General features: G+C 67.7%; 12 protein-coding genes. 4 read left to right on the plus strand and 8 right to left on the minus strand.

Translation table 11 applies throughout. The features are described from left to right. Positions 1–32 precede the first annotated feature (32 nt). The 6 genes from aroK to pilM form a co-directional block, all read right to left on the minus strand. Positions 33–587: a shikimate kinase AroK gene (gene aroK / locus ABV408_RS15540; RefSeq protein WP_353979792.1), complete on the minus strand. Its 555-nt coding sequence runs from the start codon at positions 585–587 to the stop codon at positions 33–35. Beyond that, the gene (gene pilQ, locus ABV408_RS15545) at positions 587–2,698 is read right to left on the minus strand and encodes a type IV pilus secretin PilQ (protein ID WP_353979793.1); all 2,112 of its coding nucleotides are present in this window, start codon (positions 2,696–2,698) and stop codon (positions 587–589) included. The genes aroK and pilQ overlap by 1 nt, the downstream gene beginning before the upstream one ends. Positions 2,699–2,778: 80 nt before the next feature. Continuing rightward, positions 2,779–3,330, minus strand: a complete 552-nt coding sequence (locus tag ABV408_RS15550; protein WP_353979794.1) for a pilus assembly protein PilP — start codon at positions 3,328–3,330, stop codon at positions 2,779–2,781. Continuing rightward, complete coding sequence (locus ABV408_RS15555; RefSeq protein WP_353979795.1) at positions 3,327–3,998, minus strand: type 4a pilus biogenesis protein PilO; 672 nt, start codon at positions 3,996–3,998, stop codon at positions 3,327–3,329. The genes ABV408_RS15550 and ABV408_RS15555 overlap by 4 nt, the downstream gene beginning before the upstream one ends. Then, positions 3,995–4,573 carry a PilN domain-containing protein gene (locus ABV408_RS15560; RefSeq protein ID WP_353979796.1) on the minus strand — a complete coding sequence of 193 codons (579 nt, stop codon included), beginning with the start codon at positions 4,571–4,573 and terminating at the stop codon, positions 3,995–3,997. The genes ABV408_RS15555 and ABV408_RS15560 overlap by 4 nt, the downstream gene beginning before the upstream one ends. Continuing rightward, complete coding sequence (pilM, locus tag ABV408_RS15565; protein WP_353979797.1) at positions 4,570–5,628, minus strand: type IV pilus assembly protein PilM; 1,059 nt, start codon at positions 5,626–5,628, stop codon at positions 4,570–4,572. The genes ABV408_RS15560 and pilM overlap by 4 nt, the downstream gene beginning before the upstream one ends. 435 nt (positions 5,629–6,063) lie before the next feature. Between pilM and ABV408_RS15570 the strand changes: the two genes are divergently transcribed. Together ABV408_RS15570 and ABV408_RS15575 are read left to right on the plus strand one after the other, a co-directional pair. Further along, entirely contained in the window at positions 6,064–8,586 is a 2,523-nt protein-coding gene (locus ABV408_RS15570) for a penicillin-binding protein 1A (RefSeq protein ID WP_353979798.1), read from the plus strand. 128 nt (positions 8,587–8,714) lie between these two features. Continuing rightward, positions 8,715–9,467, plus strand: a complete 753-nt coding sequence (locus tag ABV408_RS15575; protein ID WP_353979799.1) for a DUF481 domain-containing protein — start codon at positions 8,715–8,717, stop codon at positions 9,465–9,467. Positions 9,468–9,640: 173 nt separating this feature from the next. On the opposite strand, the gene ABV408_RS15580 is transcribed toward ABV408_RS15575, so the two are convergent. Together ABV408_RS15580 and rpmE are read right to left on the minus strand one after the other, a co-directional pair. Beyond that, the gene (locus ABV408_RS15580) at positions 9,641–10,909 is read right to left on the minus strand and encodes a malic enzyme-like NAD(P)-binding protein (RefSeq protein ID WP_285950444.1); all 1,269 of its coding nucleotides are present in this window, start codon (positions 10,907–10,909) and stop codon (positions 9,641–9,643) included. Between the two features lie 454 nt (positions 10,910–11,363). Then, the gene (gene rpmE, locus ABV408_RS15585; protein ID WP_035475666.1) at positions 11,364–11,579 is read right to left on the minus strand and encodes a 50S ribosomal protein L31; all 216 of its coding nucleotides are present in this window, start codon (positions 11,577–11,579) and stop codon (positions 11,364–11,366) included. 210 nt (positions 11,580–11,789) lie between these two features. On the opposite strand from rpmE, the gene ABV408_RS15590 reads away from it, so the two are divergent. After that, positions 11,790–14,039 (plus strand): primosomal protein N', encoded by a 2,250-nt coding sequence (locus ABV408_RS15590; RefSeq protein ID WP_353979800.1) that lies wholly within the window; start codon positions 11,790–11,792, stop codon positions 14,037–14,039. Positions 14,040–14,189: 150 nt separating this feature from the next. Next, on the plus strand, positions 14,190–15,875 hold the full coding sequence (gene argS, locus ABV408_RS15595; protein WP_353979801.1) for an arginine--tRNA ligase: 1,686 nt from the start codon (positions 14,190–14,192) through the stop codon (positions 15,873–15,875).

Consider the following 15,875-nt stretch of genomic DNA (forward strand, 5'->3'; position numbering starts at 1 on the left):
AACGAAGTGGCACGACGGTTATAGCGGCACGCCTAGCGCGGCGGCGAGACCTCGGCCTGGAGCGGCTGACTGAGCCGCGTGACCCGGCGCACGATGTCCGCCACCACGCTCTTGGGGCTGCGGCGGTCGGTACGCACGATGAGGTCGGCGGTGGCACGATAGAGCGGATCGCGCAGCGCGAACAGATCGCGCAGCACCTGCTCGGGGTTGGCATTGCGCAGCAGCGGGCGGTTGCGGTCGCGGGCGGTACGCCGAATCTGCTGCTCGACCGTGGTCGCCAGGTAGATGACGGTGCCGCGCTCGCGCAGATACTGGCGGTTGAGCTCGCGCATCACTGCGCCGCCGCCGGTGGCCATCACCACCTCGCTGCGCTGGGTCAGCTCGTCGATCATCGCCGTCTCGCGGTCACGGAAACCCTGCTCGCCTTCGACGTCGAAAATCCACGGGATATTCGCCCCGCATCGCGCCTCGATCTGATGGTCGCTATCCAGGAATTCGCGCTGCAATTCGGCCGCCAGAAGGCGGCCGATCGTGCTTTTGCCGGCACCCATGGGGCCGATGAGAAAAAGATTGGGAAGCGACCGCATCAGCGAATGGCCAGTCTGTCCTCGATGATCTTGGGCGTAATGAAGATCAGCAATTCTACCTTTTCATTGCTCTCCTGGGTATAGCGGAACAGCTGCCCGATCAGCGGGATGTCACCCAGGAAGGGCGTCTTGAACAGCGTGTGCAGCTGCTCCGAGGTGAGGATCCCCCCCAGCACCACGGTTTCGCCGTTGTCGACCAGCACCTGGGTCTGGATCTCGTTGGTGTCGATCGCCGGCGCGCCCTCGAAGCGGGTGTCCGAGATATCGTCGTTGTTGACCCGCAGATCCATGATGATGCGGTCGTCCGGGGTGATCTGCGGGGTCACCTCCAGCGACAGCACCGCCTCCTTGAACTCGGTGGTGGTGGCACCGCTGGAGGACGCCTCCTGGTAAGGCACCTCCTGCCCCTGCTTGATCACCGCGGTGCGCTGGTTGGCGGTGATCACCTTGGGCTGGGAGATGGTCTGGCTCTTGCCCTCGCTCTCCAGCGCGCGCAGCTCCAGGTCGATCAGCACATCACCGGAGAGATAGCCGAAGCTGAAGGCGCTGGCGGGCTGGGTGGCATTGCCCAGATCGACCGCCAGACCGCCGCCGTAGGACTGGGGATCGTCGCTGGTGGTAGGCACGCTGGACGGGTCGCCATCGGCGGCACCGCTCAGGTTGAAGCGCCCCCCGGCCGGCGATGACATGCCCCAGTTGACGCCCAGTTCGCGGGTGGCGCTGTCACGCGCGATGACGATACGCGCCTCGATCTGGACCTGGCGCACCGGCACGTCGAGCTGCTCGATGGTGCGCCGGATCGCCTCCAACTGGTCGCGAGTGTCCTGCAGGATCAGCGTATTGGTGCGCACATCGACGGTGACCCGGCCGCGCTCGGACATCAGCCCCACTCCCTCGCCGCCGCGCAGCAGCCCGGCCAGGGTGTCCGCCTTGGCGTAGCGGATCGGTATGAACTCGGTGACCAGCGGCGCCAGCTGCTGAGACTGCTCGCGGCTCTCCAGGGTCTGACGCTGCAGGCTGGCCAGCTCGCCGGCTGGTGCCACCACCATCACGTCGCCGGTACGCCGCGCCGCCAGGCCACGGCTCTGCAGCACCAGATCGAGCGCCTGATCCCAGGGCACGTCGACCAGATTGAGGGTGACGTTGCCCTGGACGCTATCGCTGGCGACCACATTGAGCCCCGAGACCTGGGCGATGATCGAGAGCACGTCACGCACCGGAATGTCCTGGAAGTCGAGGGTCACCGGCTTGCCCGTGTAGCTCGGCGCCGCGGCGGCGGTACCGACGCTGACCGCGGCGCGCCCACCTTCGTCCTGGGGGGCGAGCTCCAGGCGCAGCTCGCGCCCGTTCTGGGTCACCAGCGGCTCCACCGCCTGCGTCGCGCCGATCTCGAAGCGAATCCCTTCGGCATCGCGCTGCGGCACGATGCGCGTTACCGCGGTGCCGAAGTCGCTCACATCGAGGGTCTGGTACTGAGCATCCGGTAGTTCCACGCCGGGCAGCGTCAGGGTGATCCGGCGCCCGCTACCGGAGACCGACGCCGCCACCCCGGGTCGATCGAGGGTCAGCAGCAGCTCACCGTGGTTGGTGTCGCTGCGGCGAAAGTCGAGCGCCGTGACCCGTGACCGGCTGGAGGCAGCGGCGCGACTCACACCGGGCGCTTCGCGCCCGGCTTCGGCGACGAACCCCGACGCCGGCGTCGCGGCTTCAGTGCTGGCCGCCGGCGCGGCGCCCAGATGCACCACCAGACGATCCGCACGCCGCTCCAGCCGGTAGTCGTGGGCCTCGTCGAGGGCAAATACCAGCCGTGTACGCCCCTCGGCGGCCAGCACCCGCAGCGACTCGACCCCACCACTGCCGAGTGCGAAGCGGCTCTGCGCCAGTGCGCTGGTGGTGGCGAGCAGATCCAGCGCCAGTCGCGGTGGCGCAGCGGTACGGTAGCCGCGCACCTCCGGCACCCCACCACTGAAGCGCAATTCGACATCGAGGCGCCCGGGGCCGCGCTCGGTGAAGTCCAGCGCGGTCAGACTCGGCCCCGCCCAGGCCGGCATGGCCAGCCCCAGCAGCAGCCAGGCCAGCAGCCCGCTCCCCCATCTGAATCGACATGCCATGTTCGCTCTCCTGCTGATCTGCTTGGGGCCATCGCCGCGGCGGCTGGCACTCGTCGGCTTTTCAGACAGCACCCAGGCCCTCATCCCGGATCCCGCGGCGACTCGGCGTCCCGGTCACCGCTCGCGGTCAGACTCAACTGCCGGGTACGCTCGCGCCACGCCCCCTGGGTGTCGCGCACCCGCTCCACCAGGCTCAGGCTGCGCCGCGTGATCTGCGTGACGCACCCCTGATCGCGCCCCAGATAGTCGCCAATAAAGACCCGGTAGAGACGCCCGTCCGGGGCCCGAATCAAACCCGAGGGCGTGTCGCCCACGCTCAGCGTGCCCACCAGGGCGAGGCTCTCCAGCGCAAACGCCTCGAGCGGCTGACGCTCGCGCTTCACGCGGGGCTCGGCCGGCGCCACCGGCACCTCGAGCGTTTGCCCGGCGGGGGCAAAGGGGCTGCGCAGGGCACTGCCGTGATAGCTCGCCACCGCGTAGCTGGGCATCTCCGGCAGCGCCGCGATCTTGCCCTCCGGCTTCTGACGCAGCGTCTGCAGCTGCTGCTCCAGCGCGTCCAGATGCGCATCGCCGCAGCCGGCCAGCAGGGCGGCACACGCCAGCACCAGCCACGGACGCCCTCGCCAAATCATGACCCGCCCTCCGTGTCGCCGGCGTCATCCGTCTCACGGTAGCGGTAGGTCTTGGCCAGCATCTTCAGGCGCAGCGTGGGCGAGCCCTCCACCGGCGCCAGGGTGAAGTCGTGCAGGGTGACGATGCGCGGCATGGCGGCGACCTGGGCCAGGAAGGCGGCGATCTGGTGATAGCCGCCGCGCACCTGGATATCGAACGGCTGCTCGAACACGAACTCGCGCGCCACCGCCGGCTCGAGCTTGATGCTGTCGATACTCAACTGCTGCTCGCGGGCGGCGTCGCTGATCGCATCCAGCAGCGCGGGCACCTCGGCATCACTCGGCAACTGTTCGAGCACGCGCTGCATGCGCGTCTTCAGCTCGCCCATCTGCTGGCGCATCATCGGCAGATTGATCGCCTGATAGGAGAGCGTCTCGAAGCGCGAGAGCGCCTGCGTCTCCTGCGCTTCGAGACGCGCGTGCTCGGCCCGCGGCGATGACGCCAGCAGCCACTGCATGGCCAGCAGGGCCAGCGTGAACACCGCCAGCGCGATCAATCCCTGCAGGCTGGTGGGCCAGGTGCCCGACTCCTTGAGGTCGAGCTCGCGCCAGGGCAGTTCGCGCAGCTGACGCGCCTGATCCTGCCCCCAGCCGCGCAGCCGCTGCCGGCACCGCCGCAGCGCCCTCATGGTGCCGACGCCGCGGGTGCGTGGGTGGCGTCCGTCGCCGGCTGCTCCTCGACGCTCATCTGGAAACGTCGCGGCGCATCGGCGCCGTCACCGGCGCTGACATCGGAGAGCAACGGCACCCCCAGCACCGGGCTGGCGGCGAGACGCCGCATCTGCTCGGAGACCTGACGATTGGAAGCGGCGATGCCGTCGAGCTCGAGGGTGTGATCGTCACGCACCAGCTTGGTGTAGTGGACGCCATCGACCAGCGTGGCGGTGAGCTGGTCGAACACCTCGACGGTGAGCGGCCGGCTCGCCTGCAGCGTGCCGATCAGGTCGATCTGCTCGAGCATGCGCTGGCGCAGGCGGCGAAAGTCGCGCACCGATTCGATGTCCCGGGTCAATTGCTGAGTATGGCGCTCGATCATCCCCAGGCGGGCCTGCTCCGCGCGCACCAGCGCCTGCTGGTGCAGGGCGATCAGCCCGCCGGCGACCAGCCCCAGCAGCAGTGCCAGCAGCACGCCTCGCTGGAAGCGCCGGGTACGCTGCTCGCGCTCACGCTCGCGCCACGGCAGCAGGTTGATCTCGATGCTCATGCGCGTACCCGCATGGCCAGCCCACAGGCGGTGAGCATCGCCGGCGCGTCGGCGGCCAGGGCATCGACATCCAGGCGCGGATGCACGCGCATCCCGCCGAACGGATTGGCCAACGTCGCCTCCAACCCGCTCTGGGCGCGCAGCCGATCGACGAAGCCCGGCAGCACGCAGGAGCCGCCGGCGAGCACCAGTTGACGGATCTCCTGCTGACCCGCGGCGGTATAGTAGAGCTGCAGCGAACGCCCGATGTGCTGGATCAAGGTATCGATGAAGGGGGTCAGCACCTGCTGACGATAGTCATCGGGCAGGCCGCCACGCTTCTTGGCCCGCCCCGCCTCCTCGAAGCTGATACGGTAGCGACGACTGATGGCGTCGGTGAGCTGGCGCCCGCCGCACAGATTGTCTCGGCTATAGACGATGCGGCCGCCCTTGAGCACGTGAAAGGCGCACAGGTTGGCGCCGATATCGACCAGCGCCACGGCATCGGCGTCGGGGCTGTCGAACTGGCTCGCCATATCGCGCCACATGCGCTCCAGCGCGAACCCCTCTACATCCACCGCCACCGCCTCGAGACCGGCCTCTGACAGGGTCGCGGTGAGCAACTCGATATCCTGCACCCGGCAGGCCACCAGCATCACCTCCTGCTGGTCCTCGTAGCGCCGATGGCGGCCCAGACGCTGGAAGTCGAAGGCGACCTCGTTGAGCGGAAACGGCACGTACTTCTCCGATTCCATCTGGATACGCGCCTCGATATCCTCGTCGCTGAGCGAGGCGGGCAGCGTCAGCTTGCGCGTGATCGCGGCAGAGTTGGGCACCGCCACCACCGCCCGACGCGACTTGAGCCGGCCGTGCTCGACCGCCCGCTTGAGGGTATCGACGACCTCGCGCTGATCGCGGATACGCCGCTCCACCACCGCCCCCTCGCGCAGCGGGCGTACGGCATAGCTATCGATTCGCAGACGCCCGGCGTGGCGCTCCAGCTCGAGCAGCTTGACCGTGGCGGAGGTGATATCGACCCCGACCAGGCCTCTCTGGGATCGTTTCAGGCGTAGCACTTCAGGGACCTTTTCGGGGGCAGCACTGTCTTACCTCGCCAGGCAACCCAATGGAAACGCTGCATAAATGCCTGCGCGAGCGAATCGCTTCGTTGCGTGGTACTCGAAAACTCGCCTAACTTCATGTTATGTCTCGTTTTCTGCGCTCCATGCGCCTCGCGCTTCATCTCGCTCGTCGATTTATTCAGCATTTCCCTAGCGGGCAGCGAAAGTAGGGGACGCGATCATCCCAATCCCATTTAACGGCGGGTCGGCGGCCGACTTGAGACATTTCGTTACACAGAATGCGCGCTGCTTGCAGGAACCGAGGGGGTGGAAACTGGCCCCAATTCGGTCGCGTCCATATAATGCCCGCTGGTTCGACATCCTCAAGGCCAGGGATGGCTGACGCGCGACCGGCCGCACCGACCTCCGTCAAGGAATTGCACTCTGCCCATGAAGCTCTTTACCCGCCTACTGTCCACCGCCTTCTGGCTGCTGCTCTCGCTAGGCGCCGGCGCCCTGCTGGCGGTGGTCGGTGCCGCGCTCTACTTCGCCCCGGGGCTGCCGGATGTCCACCAGCTGCAGAACTACGAACTGCAGACGCCGCTGCGCATCTATACCGAGGATGGCAAGCTGATCGGCGAGTACGGCGAGGAGCGCCGCATGCCGGTGAGCTTCGATCAGATTCCCAAGCCGCTGATCGACGCCCTGCTGGCGGCCGAGGATGCCAGCTTCTTCACCCACCCCGGGGTCGACCCCAAGGGGCTGGCGCGCGCCGCCGTCGAGCTCGCCTCCAGCGGCGACATCCAGTCCGGGGGCAGCACCATCACCATGCAGGTGGCGCGTAACTATCTGCTGACGCTCGATCAGACCTTCACCCGCAAGATTCGCGAGATCCTGCTGGCGCTGCAGATGGAGCAGATCCTGAGCAAGGACGAGATCCTCGAGCTCTACGTCAACAAGATCTATCTGGGCAACCGCTCCTACGGTGTCGCTGCCGCCGCCAACACCTACTACGGCAAGCCTCTGAACGAGCTGACCCTGCCGCAGTACGCGATGATCGCCGGCCTGCCCAAGGCGCCCTCCAGCTTCAACCCGCTGGCCAACCCCGAGCGCGCGCTGATCCGGCGTAACTGGATCCTCTATCGCATGCGCGATCTCGGTTTCATCGACCAGGCCGCCTACGACAAGGCGGTCAAGGCGCCGATCACCGCCAGCCGGCATATCGCCCAGACCGAGGTCGATGCCCCCTACGTCGCCGAGATGGCGCGTAGCTACGCGGTCGAGCGCTTCGGCGACAAGGCCTATACCGACAATATCCGCATCACCACCACCCTCGACAGCCGGCTGCAGACCGAGGCCCGTAATGCCCTGGTGCAAGGGCTGATCGACTACGACACCCGCCACGGCTGGCGCGGACCGGAAGAGAAGGACGTCCCGCCGAGTCTGGTCGAGGCCCAGGACCGCACCGAGCGCAAGGGCCTGGAGGAGGAGCTGTCGGAGTCCCCCGAGGTGATCCAGACCGCACGCCAGGCGGCCCAGAGCAGCCAGGCGACGATCCAGGGCGTCGAAGGTGACGTCAGCAACTGGCTCAAGGTACTCGAGCGTACGCCCGCCTACGGCCCGCTGCAGCCGGCCATCGTGGTCTCCACCGAGGGCAAGCAGATGCGCGTGCTCGATGCCGACGGCAAGGTGATCACCCTCGACTGGGACGGCCTCAAGTGGGCGCGGGAGTATCACAGCGCCAAGTGGCGTGGCGGCGTGCCGGCCAACGCCGCGGCCATCGCCAGCCGTGGCGATCTGGTACGCATCCTGCGCGATGGCGACCACTGGCGTCTGGGCCAGCGCCCCGGCGCCGAGGGCGCGATCGTGGTGCTCGATCCCAAGACCGGTGCGATCGAGGCGCTGCAGGGCGGCTTCAGCTTCTCCGCCAGCAAGTTCAACCGCGCCATCCAGGCCCAGCGCCAGGTCGGCTCCAACTTCAAGCCGTTCGTCTATCTGGCCGCGCTGGAAGAGGGCGGCATGACTGCGGCGACCATCATCAACGATGCGCCCATCGTGATGGAGCAGTTCGGCGCCGACGACTGGCGTCCGGAGAATGCCGAGCAGCGCTTCCTCGGCCCCACTCGGCTGCGCGTGGGTCTCTACACTTCGCGCAACCTGGTGACGATCCGCGTGCTGCAGTCGCTGGGGCTCGACAACGCGCTCAACTTCCTCGAGCGTTTCGGCTTCTCCCGCGACCGCCTGCCCCACGGCCTGTCGCTGGCGCTGGGCAGCGCCTCGTTGACCCCCCTGGAGATCGCCAACGCCTACGCGGTGCTGGCCAACGGTGGCTTCCAGGTATCGCCCTGGTACATCGACAAGATCACCCAGGGCAGCCAGAACACCGTGGTCGAGGAGGCCAACCCGCTGGTCGCCTGCCGTGACTGCGCCGCCGACGCCACCCAGACCGAGGTCGACGGCGAACCACGCCGCATCGCCCCCCGGGTGGTCGAGCCGGATGCGCTCTATATCCTGCGCAGCATCCTGCGCGACGTGATCGAGAAAGGCACCGGACGCGGCGCACTGTCGCTCAACCGCGCCGACATCGTAGGCAAGACCGGCACCACCAACGACCAGCGCGACGCCTGGTTCTCCGGCTTCAACAACTCGCTGGTGACTACCGTCTGGGTGGGCAAGGACGACAACTCGACCACCGCCGAGTATGGCGCCCAGGCCGCCCTGCCGATCTGGAAGGCGTTCATGGGGCCGGCGCTCAAGGGCACACCGCAGGTGATTCCGGAAGCGCCGGCAGATATCGTCAGCGTGCGTATCGACCCCGATACCGGCAAGCGTCTGCACGACGATCAGCCCGGTGGCATCAACGAGATCTTCCGCAAGCAGAACGTGCCGGACTACCAGCCGCGCGGCATCAAGCCGGAGCTGGAGGACCAGAGCGGCTCCCAAGGCACCGGCACCTACGAGGCGATCTTCTGAAGCGCCTCGGGTGGCGTGACTGCCGCCCCGCCGTAGACCCCGCCACGCCCGTCGTGGCGGCCCTCGGGCCGGGCCCGAGGGCCGGTTTCAGTACCACCGTTCGTCGCCCCCATGCCGGGAGAGATGTCATGCCCCTGCCCCGCTGCCGCTGGCTGCTGCTCGCCACCTGCCTGCTGGCCTCGAGCGCGTCCGCCGATCTGTTCTACGCGCCACCGGCGCCCGATGACGAAACGCCCAACTTCAGCGGTAGCGCGGAACTCGGCTACACCCGCCTGACCGGCAACAGCAATACCCAGACGCTGCTGGCCAAGGGGCGCCTGACCTGGCTGACCGGGCGCTTCACCCACACGTTTCGCGCCGAGACGCGCAGCGTGCAGGACAACGAGAACACCACCAGCGAGCAGTATCTGGTCGCCGGACGCGAGCGCTACGAGCTGAGTGACGACAACTATCTATTCGGCTTCGCCCGCTGGGAGCGCGACCGCTTCAGCGGCTACGCCTGGCAGTTCACCACCATCGGCGGTTACGGCCGTCAGTTGCTCAACGGCCCCACCCATACCCTCTCCGCCGAGGTCGGCCCGGGTTATCGCCACGACGACTATGCCGACGACAACAAGGGCAGCGACGATCTGCCGCTGGCCTACTCGGCACTCGACTACACCTACAACTTCAGCGAGGACATCTCCTTCGACCAGGAGATGTCGGTGGAAGCGACCCATATCAGTGTGACCACGCGCTCGCTCTCGACCATCACCTCGCAGCTCAACTCGCATCTGGCGCTGCGTGTCGCCTACGACGTCAAGAGCAACACCCACCCGCCGCCGGACGCCGACGCCCGCACCGACACCACCACCTCGGTGTCGCTGTTGTATAGCTGGTGAGTGTATAGCTGGTGAGTGTATAGCTGGTGAGTGTACAGCTGGTGAGCCCGGCGGGCGCCGCAACCACACCACGCAGACACACCCGGCGAGCGCCGGTTCTCACAGATGTCCCAAACGACACTGCCGCCCCGAGGGGCGGCAGTGATGTCATCTAGAACGCCACGGCGGTCGTACTAGCCGTAGATATCCTTGACGCTTTTCAGCGGATAGTGCGCCGGATAAGGCTTGCATGCCACGCCGCTGTCGATCGCGGCCTGGGCCACGGCGGCCGGGATGCGTTCGAGCAGGCGCGAATCCACCGGCGTGGGGATGATGTAACCCCGGCCGAAGGAGAGCGCGTCGAGCTCGTAGGCGTCGAGCACCTCCTGGGTCACCGGCTCCCGCGCCAGATCCTTGAGCGCATGCACCGCGGCGATCTTCATCGCTTCGTTGATCGTGGTGGCGCGCACGTCGAGTGCACCACGGAAGATGAACGGGAAGCCGAGGACGTTGTTGACCTGGTTGGGGTAGTCGGAGCGCCCTGTCCCCATGATCACGTCGCTGCGGGTCTGGCGCGCCAGGTCCGGATGAATCTCCGGGTCCGGGTTGGAGCAGGCGAACACCACCGGGTCGGCGGCCATCCGGCTGAGCTGCTCGGCATTGAGCAGGTTGGGGCCGGAGAGACCGACGAAGACGTCTGCCCCCTCGATGGCATCGTCCAGGGTGCGGCGATCGGTCGGGGTGGCGAACTGCGCCTTGTAGGCGTTGAGATCGTCACGCCCGGCATGAATCACGCCCTTGCGGTCGAGCATGTAGATGTTCTCGGCGCGGGCGCCGCACTCCAGCAGCAGCTTCATGCAGGCGATCGCCGCCGAGCCGGCGCCGAGACAGACGATGCGTGCCGCATCCAGGGTCTTGCCAGCGATGTCGAGGGCATTGAGCAGCCCCGCCGCGGTGACGATGGCGGTGCCGTGCTGGTCGTCGTGGAACACCGGAATGTTGCAGCGCGCCTTGAGCGCGGCTTCGATCTCGAAGCACTCCGGGGCCTTGATGTCCTCGAGATTGATCCCGCCCCAGCTCAGCGCGATGTTGGCGACGGTATCGATGAACTCCTGGGGGGAATCCGCCTCGACCTCGATATCCACCGAGTTGATGCCGGCAAAGCGCTTGAACAGCACGCCCTTGCCCTCCATCACCGGCTTGCTCGCCAGCGGGCCCAGATTGCCCAACCCCAGAATGGCGCTGCCGTCGGACACCACTGCGACCAGGTTGCCCTTGCCGGTGTAGAGATAGGCATCCTCGGGGTTGGCAGCGATCTCGCGACACGGCTCGGCGACGCCCGGGCTATAGGCCAGCGCCAGATGCTTGGCGGTCTGCGTCGGCTTGGTCAGCTCGACCGAGAGCTTTCCCGGAAAAGGCTTGGCGTGGTAGTCGAGCGCAGCCTGGCGCTTGTCGTCACTCATGAGCTTTTTCTCGTATCCAGGTCATTGGGTGGCGCCAGCCTAACGGAAAACCCCGCCCCGGACAACGCGAACACATTGTTGGAGCTTGGCGACCATTGAATACCTTTTTGACTCATATCGCAGCCATTTGCTGCAACTTATATCTGACCGACCAGCCATAGAGCATCCCTTATTGCAACGCCCACGCGCCTTGCGTACTGCTGCTCGCCGGGGAGCCGACACCGGCACCGGCACCGGACGCTGCTCGGAAGAGAAAGAAGAAGGGAGACGAGAGGATCAAAGACAAGAAGAGAACAGCGCTCGAAGAGGCGTGGATCGAGCCAGGCACGCGTAGAGCCAGGCAAGACAGGAGGGCCAGAACGACAATGCCCCGGCCAGGGCCGGGGCATTGTTGTCGGTCAGCGACGTTTCGGTCAGCGACCGGGCCGAGCGCGAGCGCTCGGCGTGACGTCGTTCAGCCGCGACGCACGGCAGCACCGAAGCGCTTGTTGAAGCGCTCGACGCGACCACCGGTGGTCGCCTGCTTCTGCTTGCCGGTGTAGAACGGGTGGCACTGGGAGCAGACGTCGATATGGAAATCTTCGCTCGCCGTGGTACCGACGCTGTGAGTCGCACCGCAGGAGCAAGTCGCGGTGACCTTCTTGTATTCGGGGTGAATAGCCTGTTTCATCGTGAAGCCTCGCTGGCAGTGTACCGCCACCTGATCGTTTGCCAGGCACCGTACACGGATAGGGATTAGCGGTTGACTCCCGCGCGACCGGAACGCCTGGAATCCCGAAGTTTCGCGGCACCGGACTTGCCCGGCGGCGCCACCTCGGATAAAAGACGCACCCTACGTCGGAAGGCGCAGCATTCTAGCACTGTTCTGGATGGAGGCCAATTGGCAGATTTCAAGCCCGACGCCGCAGCGCCGGCCACGCAGGCGCGCGTGCTGCGGGTCGCCGTACCCACCCCGCTGCGCCGGCTGTTCGACTACCGCCCCGCAGGCGCCCCGCCTGCGGGCGGCTGGCGCGCCGGCATCCGGGTCAAGGTCCCCTTCGGACGCCGCGAGCTGGTGGGCATCGTCATCGCCTGCGCCGCCGAGAGCGACCTGCCACTGGCCCAGCTCAAGCCGATCGTCGCCTGCCTCGATGCCGAACCGCTGCCGGCGGACTGGCTGTGGCTGTGCGAATTCACCGCGCGCTACTACCAGCATGCGCTGGGCGACACCCTGCACAACGCCCTGCCGGGACCACTACGCCAGGGCCGCCCGCTGGAAGCGCGCACCCGCGAACGCTGGCGCCTGGAGACCCCGGAGGCGACAGCGCTTGAACAGCTCGCCCGCGCGCCGCGTCAACGCGAGCTGGTCACGCTGCTCGCCCAGCATCGCCACGGCCTGGTCACCAGCGCGGTCAGCGCCCAGGGTTTCACCCGGGCCCAGCTGCAGGGCCTGGCTCGGCGCGGCCTGGTCAATTGCCACGAAGAGCCGCTGACCGCATCGGCGGCGCCATCCGGGCCACTGCTGGCGACCCCGGCGCTGACCCTCAACCGCGAGCAGGCGGCGGCGCTGGCGGCACTGCACGAAGGGCTCGATCGCTATCACCCCTGCCTGCTCCACGGCGTCACCGGCAGCGGCAAGACCGAGGTCTATCTACAGCTGATCGAAGCCGTGCTCGGCCAAGGCAGGCAGGCGCTGGTGCTGGTGCCGGAGATCGGCCTGACCCCGCAGACCCTGGCGCGCTTTCGCAAGCGTTTCCGGGTGCCGGTGGTGTCGCTGCACTCCGGGCTCACCGACCTCGAGCGCCTGGACGCCTGGGAGGCCGCGCGCAGCGGTCGCGCGCCGGTGATCATCGGCACCCGCTCGGCGATCTTCACCCCGCTGGCGCGGCCCGGTGCGATCATCGTCGACGAGGAGCACGACGGCTCGTTCAAGCAGCAGGATGGCCTGCGCTACCACGCCCGCGATCTCGCCATCGCCCGCGCCCACCGCGAGGGCATCCCGATCCTGCTGGGCAGCGCCACGCCGTCACTGGAGAGCCTGGCCCAGGCGCGCAGCGGGCGCTACCGACATCTGCGCCTGACCACCCGCGCCAGCCGCCACGCCCCGGCGCGGCTGGAGCTGACCGACCTGCGCGGCCGCGTACGCCAGGGCGGGCTGATCCCGCCGGTGATCGAGGCGATCCGCCAGGCCCTCGCAGCGGAGGGGCAGGTGCTGGTATTCATCAATCGGCGCGGCTTCTCGCCCTCGCTGGCCTGTCATCAATGCGGCTGGATCGCCGAATGCCGCCACTGCGACTCGCGCCTCACGCTGCATCGCCAACCGCCGCGCCTGGTGTGCCACCACTGCGAGCACCAGCAGCCGCAGCCGGATGCCTGCCCCAGCTGCGGCAGCGCCGACCTGCGCCCCCTGGGCGCCGGTACCGAGCGCACCGAGGAGACGCTGACGACACTCTTCCCCAAGACGCCGATCTATCGCATCGATCGCGACAGCACCCGGCGCAAGGAGGCACTCGATCAGGTGCTCGGCGAGATCCGCCGCGGCGAGCCGAGTCTGCTGGTCGGCACCCAGATGTTGGCCAAGGGCCACCATCTGCCCCACGTCACATTGGTGGTGGTGGTCAACGCCGACGCCGGACTCTACGCCAGCGATTTCCGCGCCCTGGAACAGAGCGCCCAGCTGCTGATCCAGGTCGCCGGCCGCGCCGGCCGCGCCGAGCGCCCCGGCCGCGTGCTGGTACAGACGCTGCACCCGGACGACCCCAATCTGCGCCTGCTGGCAGACAGCGGCTACGACGCCCTCGCCTACCAGCTGCTGGAAGAGCGTCGCCTGGCCGCGCTGCCGCCCTATCGCCACCTGGCGCTGGCACGCTTCGAGGCGGTCAAGGAGGCCGACGCCCAGGCCACCGCCGAGGCCGCCGGCGAGGCGCTGCGCGAGTGGCTAGCCACACACGGCTCGCCGGTGCACGCCCTGGGGCCGGTGCCGGCACCCATGGAGCGGCGCCAGAACCGCTACCATGTCCAGCTGATGCTGAGCGCCGAGCGCCGCAGCGCGCTGCACGAGGCCGCCGCCTGGCTGGTCGCGCGACTGGAGCAGGAGAGCTCGCGCCGGGTGCGCTGGTCACTGGATGTCGACCCGATGAGCCTGAGCTGAGCGGCCCCGTATTCGCTCGACATCTCGCCGGTGGCCGGCGCATCAGGGTTTAAAGCCCGTGCGCAATCATCGATAATGGCGGCCTTTTACCCGCGCCAAGCTCGGGTGACCATGCCCCGGGCGACAGGCCCCACGACTACGAAGCAGGCCATGAAAGAGACGATCATCCAACTGCTCGACGACGCCGTCGCGGCACTCAAACAGCGCGGCGAGCTGCCGGCCGACGTCACGCCGGCGATCAAGGTCGACCCGGCCCGCGACAAGGCCCACGGCGACTACGCCACCAACCTCGCCCTGGTGCTGGCAAAGCCGGCCGGCCTCAAGCCGCGCGAGCTGGCCGACAAGCTGGTCGCGGCGCTGCCGGCGAGCGACGCCGTGCGTCAGGTGGAGATCGCCGGGCCCGGGTTCATCAACTTCTTCGCCGCCACCGACGCCATCGCCGGCGTGGTCAGCGCCATCCTCGACGCCGGCGACACCTTCGGTCGCAGCCTCAAGGGTGCCGGCGAGAAGGTGCAGGTGGAGTTCGTCTCGGCCAACCCCACCGGCCCGCTGCACGTCGGCCACGGCCGCGGCGCGGCGATCGGCGACTGCTTGAGCCGTCTGCTCGAGGCCACCGGTTACGATGTCACCTCGGAGTTCTACTACAACGATGCCGGGGCCCAGATCGACAACCTGATGCGCTCGGTCAAGGCCCGCGTCCACGGCCTCACCCCGGAGGATGCCGAGTGGCCGGCGGACGGCTATCGCGGTGACTACATCGCCGACGTGGCCAAGGCCTACCTGGCCGGCGAGACGGTGACCGCCGACGACCGCGAGGTGACCGCTGCCGCCGACCCCGAGGACGAGGCGGCGATCCGCGCCTTCGCCGTGGCCTACCTGCGCCGCGAGCAGGATCTCGACCTCAAGGCGTTCGAGGTCGAGTTCGACGTCTACTTCCTCGAGTCCTCGCTCTACGCCGAGGGCCGGGTGGAGGAGACGGTCGAGCAACTGATCGCCAACGGCCACACCTATGAAGCCGACGGCGCCCTTTGGCTGCGCACTACCGCATTCGGTGACGACAAGGACCGGGTGATGCGCAAGTCCGACGGCAGCTACACCTACTTCGTGCCGGATGTCGCCTACCACCACAACAAGTGGCAGCGTGGCTTCACCCGGGTGATCGACGAGCAGGGCGCCGATCACCACTCCACGGTGACCCGGGTACGCGCCGGGCTGCAGGCGCTCGAGGTCGGCATCCCCCAGGGCTGGCCCGACTACGTGCTGCACCAGATGGTGCTGGTGACACGCTCCGGGGTCGAGGTCAAACTCTCCAAGCGCGCCGGCAGCTATGTCACCCTGCGCGATCTGATCGACGAGGTCGGGCGCGATGCCACGCGCTATTTCCTCGCCGCGCGCCGCGCCGACTCGCAGCTCACCTTCGATATCGATCTGGCCCGTTCGCAGACCAACGACAACCCGGTCTACTACATCCAGTATGCCCATGCCCGGGTCTGCAGCGTGCTGCGCAAGGCGGAGCGCGACGGTCTGGCATTCGACCACGCCACCGCCATGGCCAATCTGGAGCGTCTCGACGCCGAGCAGGAGAAGGCGCTGATGAACCGCCTGGCGCGCTACCCCGACACCGTGGAGCGCGCCGCCGAGGCCTGCGAGCCGCACCAGATCGCCCAGTACCTGATCGATCTGGCGAGCGATTTCCACACCTGCTACAACGCCCAGAAAGTCATGGTCGACGATGCCGGACTGCGCAACGCGCGCCTGGCCCTGGGTCTGGCCGCGCGCCAGGTGATCAGCAATGGATTGGCGCTGCTCGGCGTCAGTGCCCCCGAGGAGATGTAG

Origin of the sequence: Salinicola endophyticus, assembly GCF_040536835.1 — a bacterium.
In the GTDB taxonomy this organism is placed as follows: Bacteria; Pseudomonadota; Gammaproteobacteria; order Pseudomonadales; family Halomonadaceae; genus Salinicola; species Salinicola endophyticus_A.

What these genes read in the sequence shown, in the direction of transcription:
- aroK (WP_353979792.1), bottom strand. Translation starts at nt 587, where the DNA reads ATGCGGTCGCTTCCCAATCTTTTTCTCATCGGCCCCATGGGTGCCGGC.
- ABV408_RS15550 (WP_353979794.1), bottom strand. Translation starts at nt 3,330, where the DNA reads ATGATTTGGCGAGGGCGTCCGTGGCTGGTGCTGGCGTGTGCCGCCCTG.
- ABV408_RS15570 (WP_353979798.1), top strand. Translation starts at nt 6,064, where the DNA reads ATGAAGCTCTTTACCCGCCTACTGTCCACCGCCTTCTGGCTGCTGCTC.
- ABV408_RS15580 (WP_285950444.1), bottom strand. Translation starts at nt 10,909, where the DNA reads ATGAGTGACGACAAGCGCCAGGCTGCGCTCGACTACCACGCCAAGCCT.
- ABV408_RS15555 (WP_353979795.1), bottom strand. Translation starts at nt 3,998, where the DNA reads ATGAGGGCGCTGCGGCGGTGCCGGCAGCGGCTGCGCGGCTGGGGGCAG.
- ABV408_RS15575 (WP_353979799.1), top strand. Translation starts at nt 8,715, where the DNA reads ATGCCCCTGCCCCGCTGCCGCTGGCTGCTGCTCGCCACCTGCCTGCTG.
- ABV408_RS15560 (WP_353979796.1), bottom strand. Translation starts at nt 4,573, where the DNA reads ATGAGCATCGAGATCAACCTGCTGCCGTGGCGCGAGCGTGAGCGCGAG.
- rpmE (WP_035475666.1), bottom strand. Translation starts at nt 11,579, where the DNA reads ATGAAACAGGCTATTCACCCCGAATACAAGAAGGTCACCGCGACTTGC.
- argS (WP_353979801.1), top strand. Translation starts at nt 14,190, where the DNA reads ATGAAAGAGACGATCATCCAACTGCTCGACGACGCCGTCGCGGCACTC.
- pilQ (WP_353979793.1), bottom strand. Translation starts at nt 2,698, where the DNA reads ATGGCATGTCGATTCAGATGGGGGAGCGGGCTGCTGGCCTGGCTGCTG.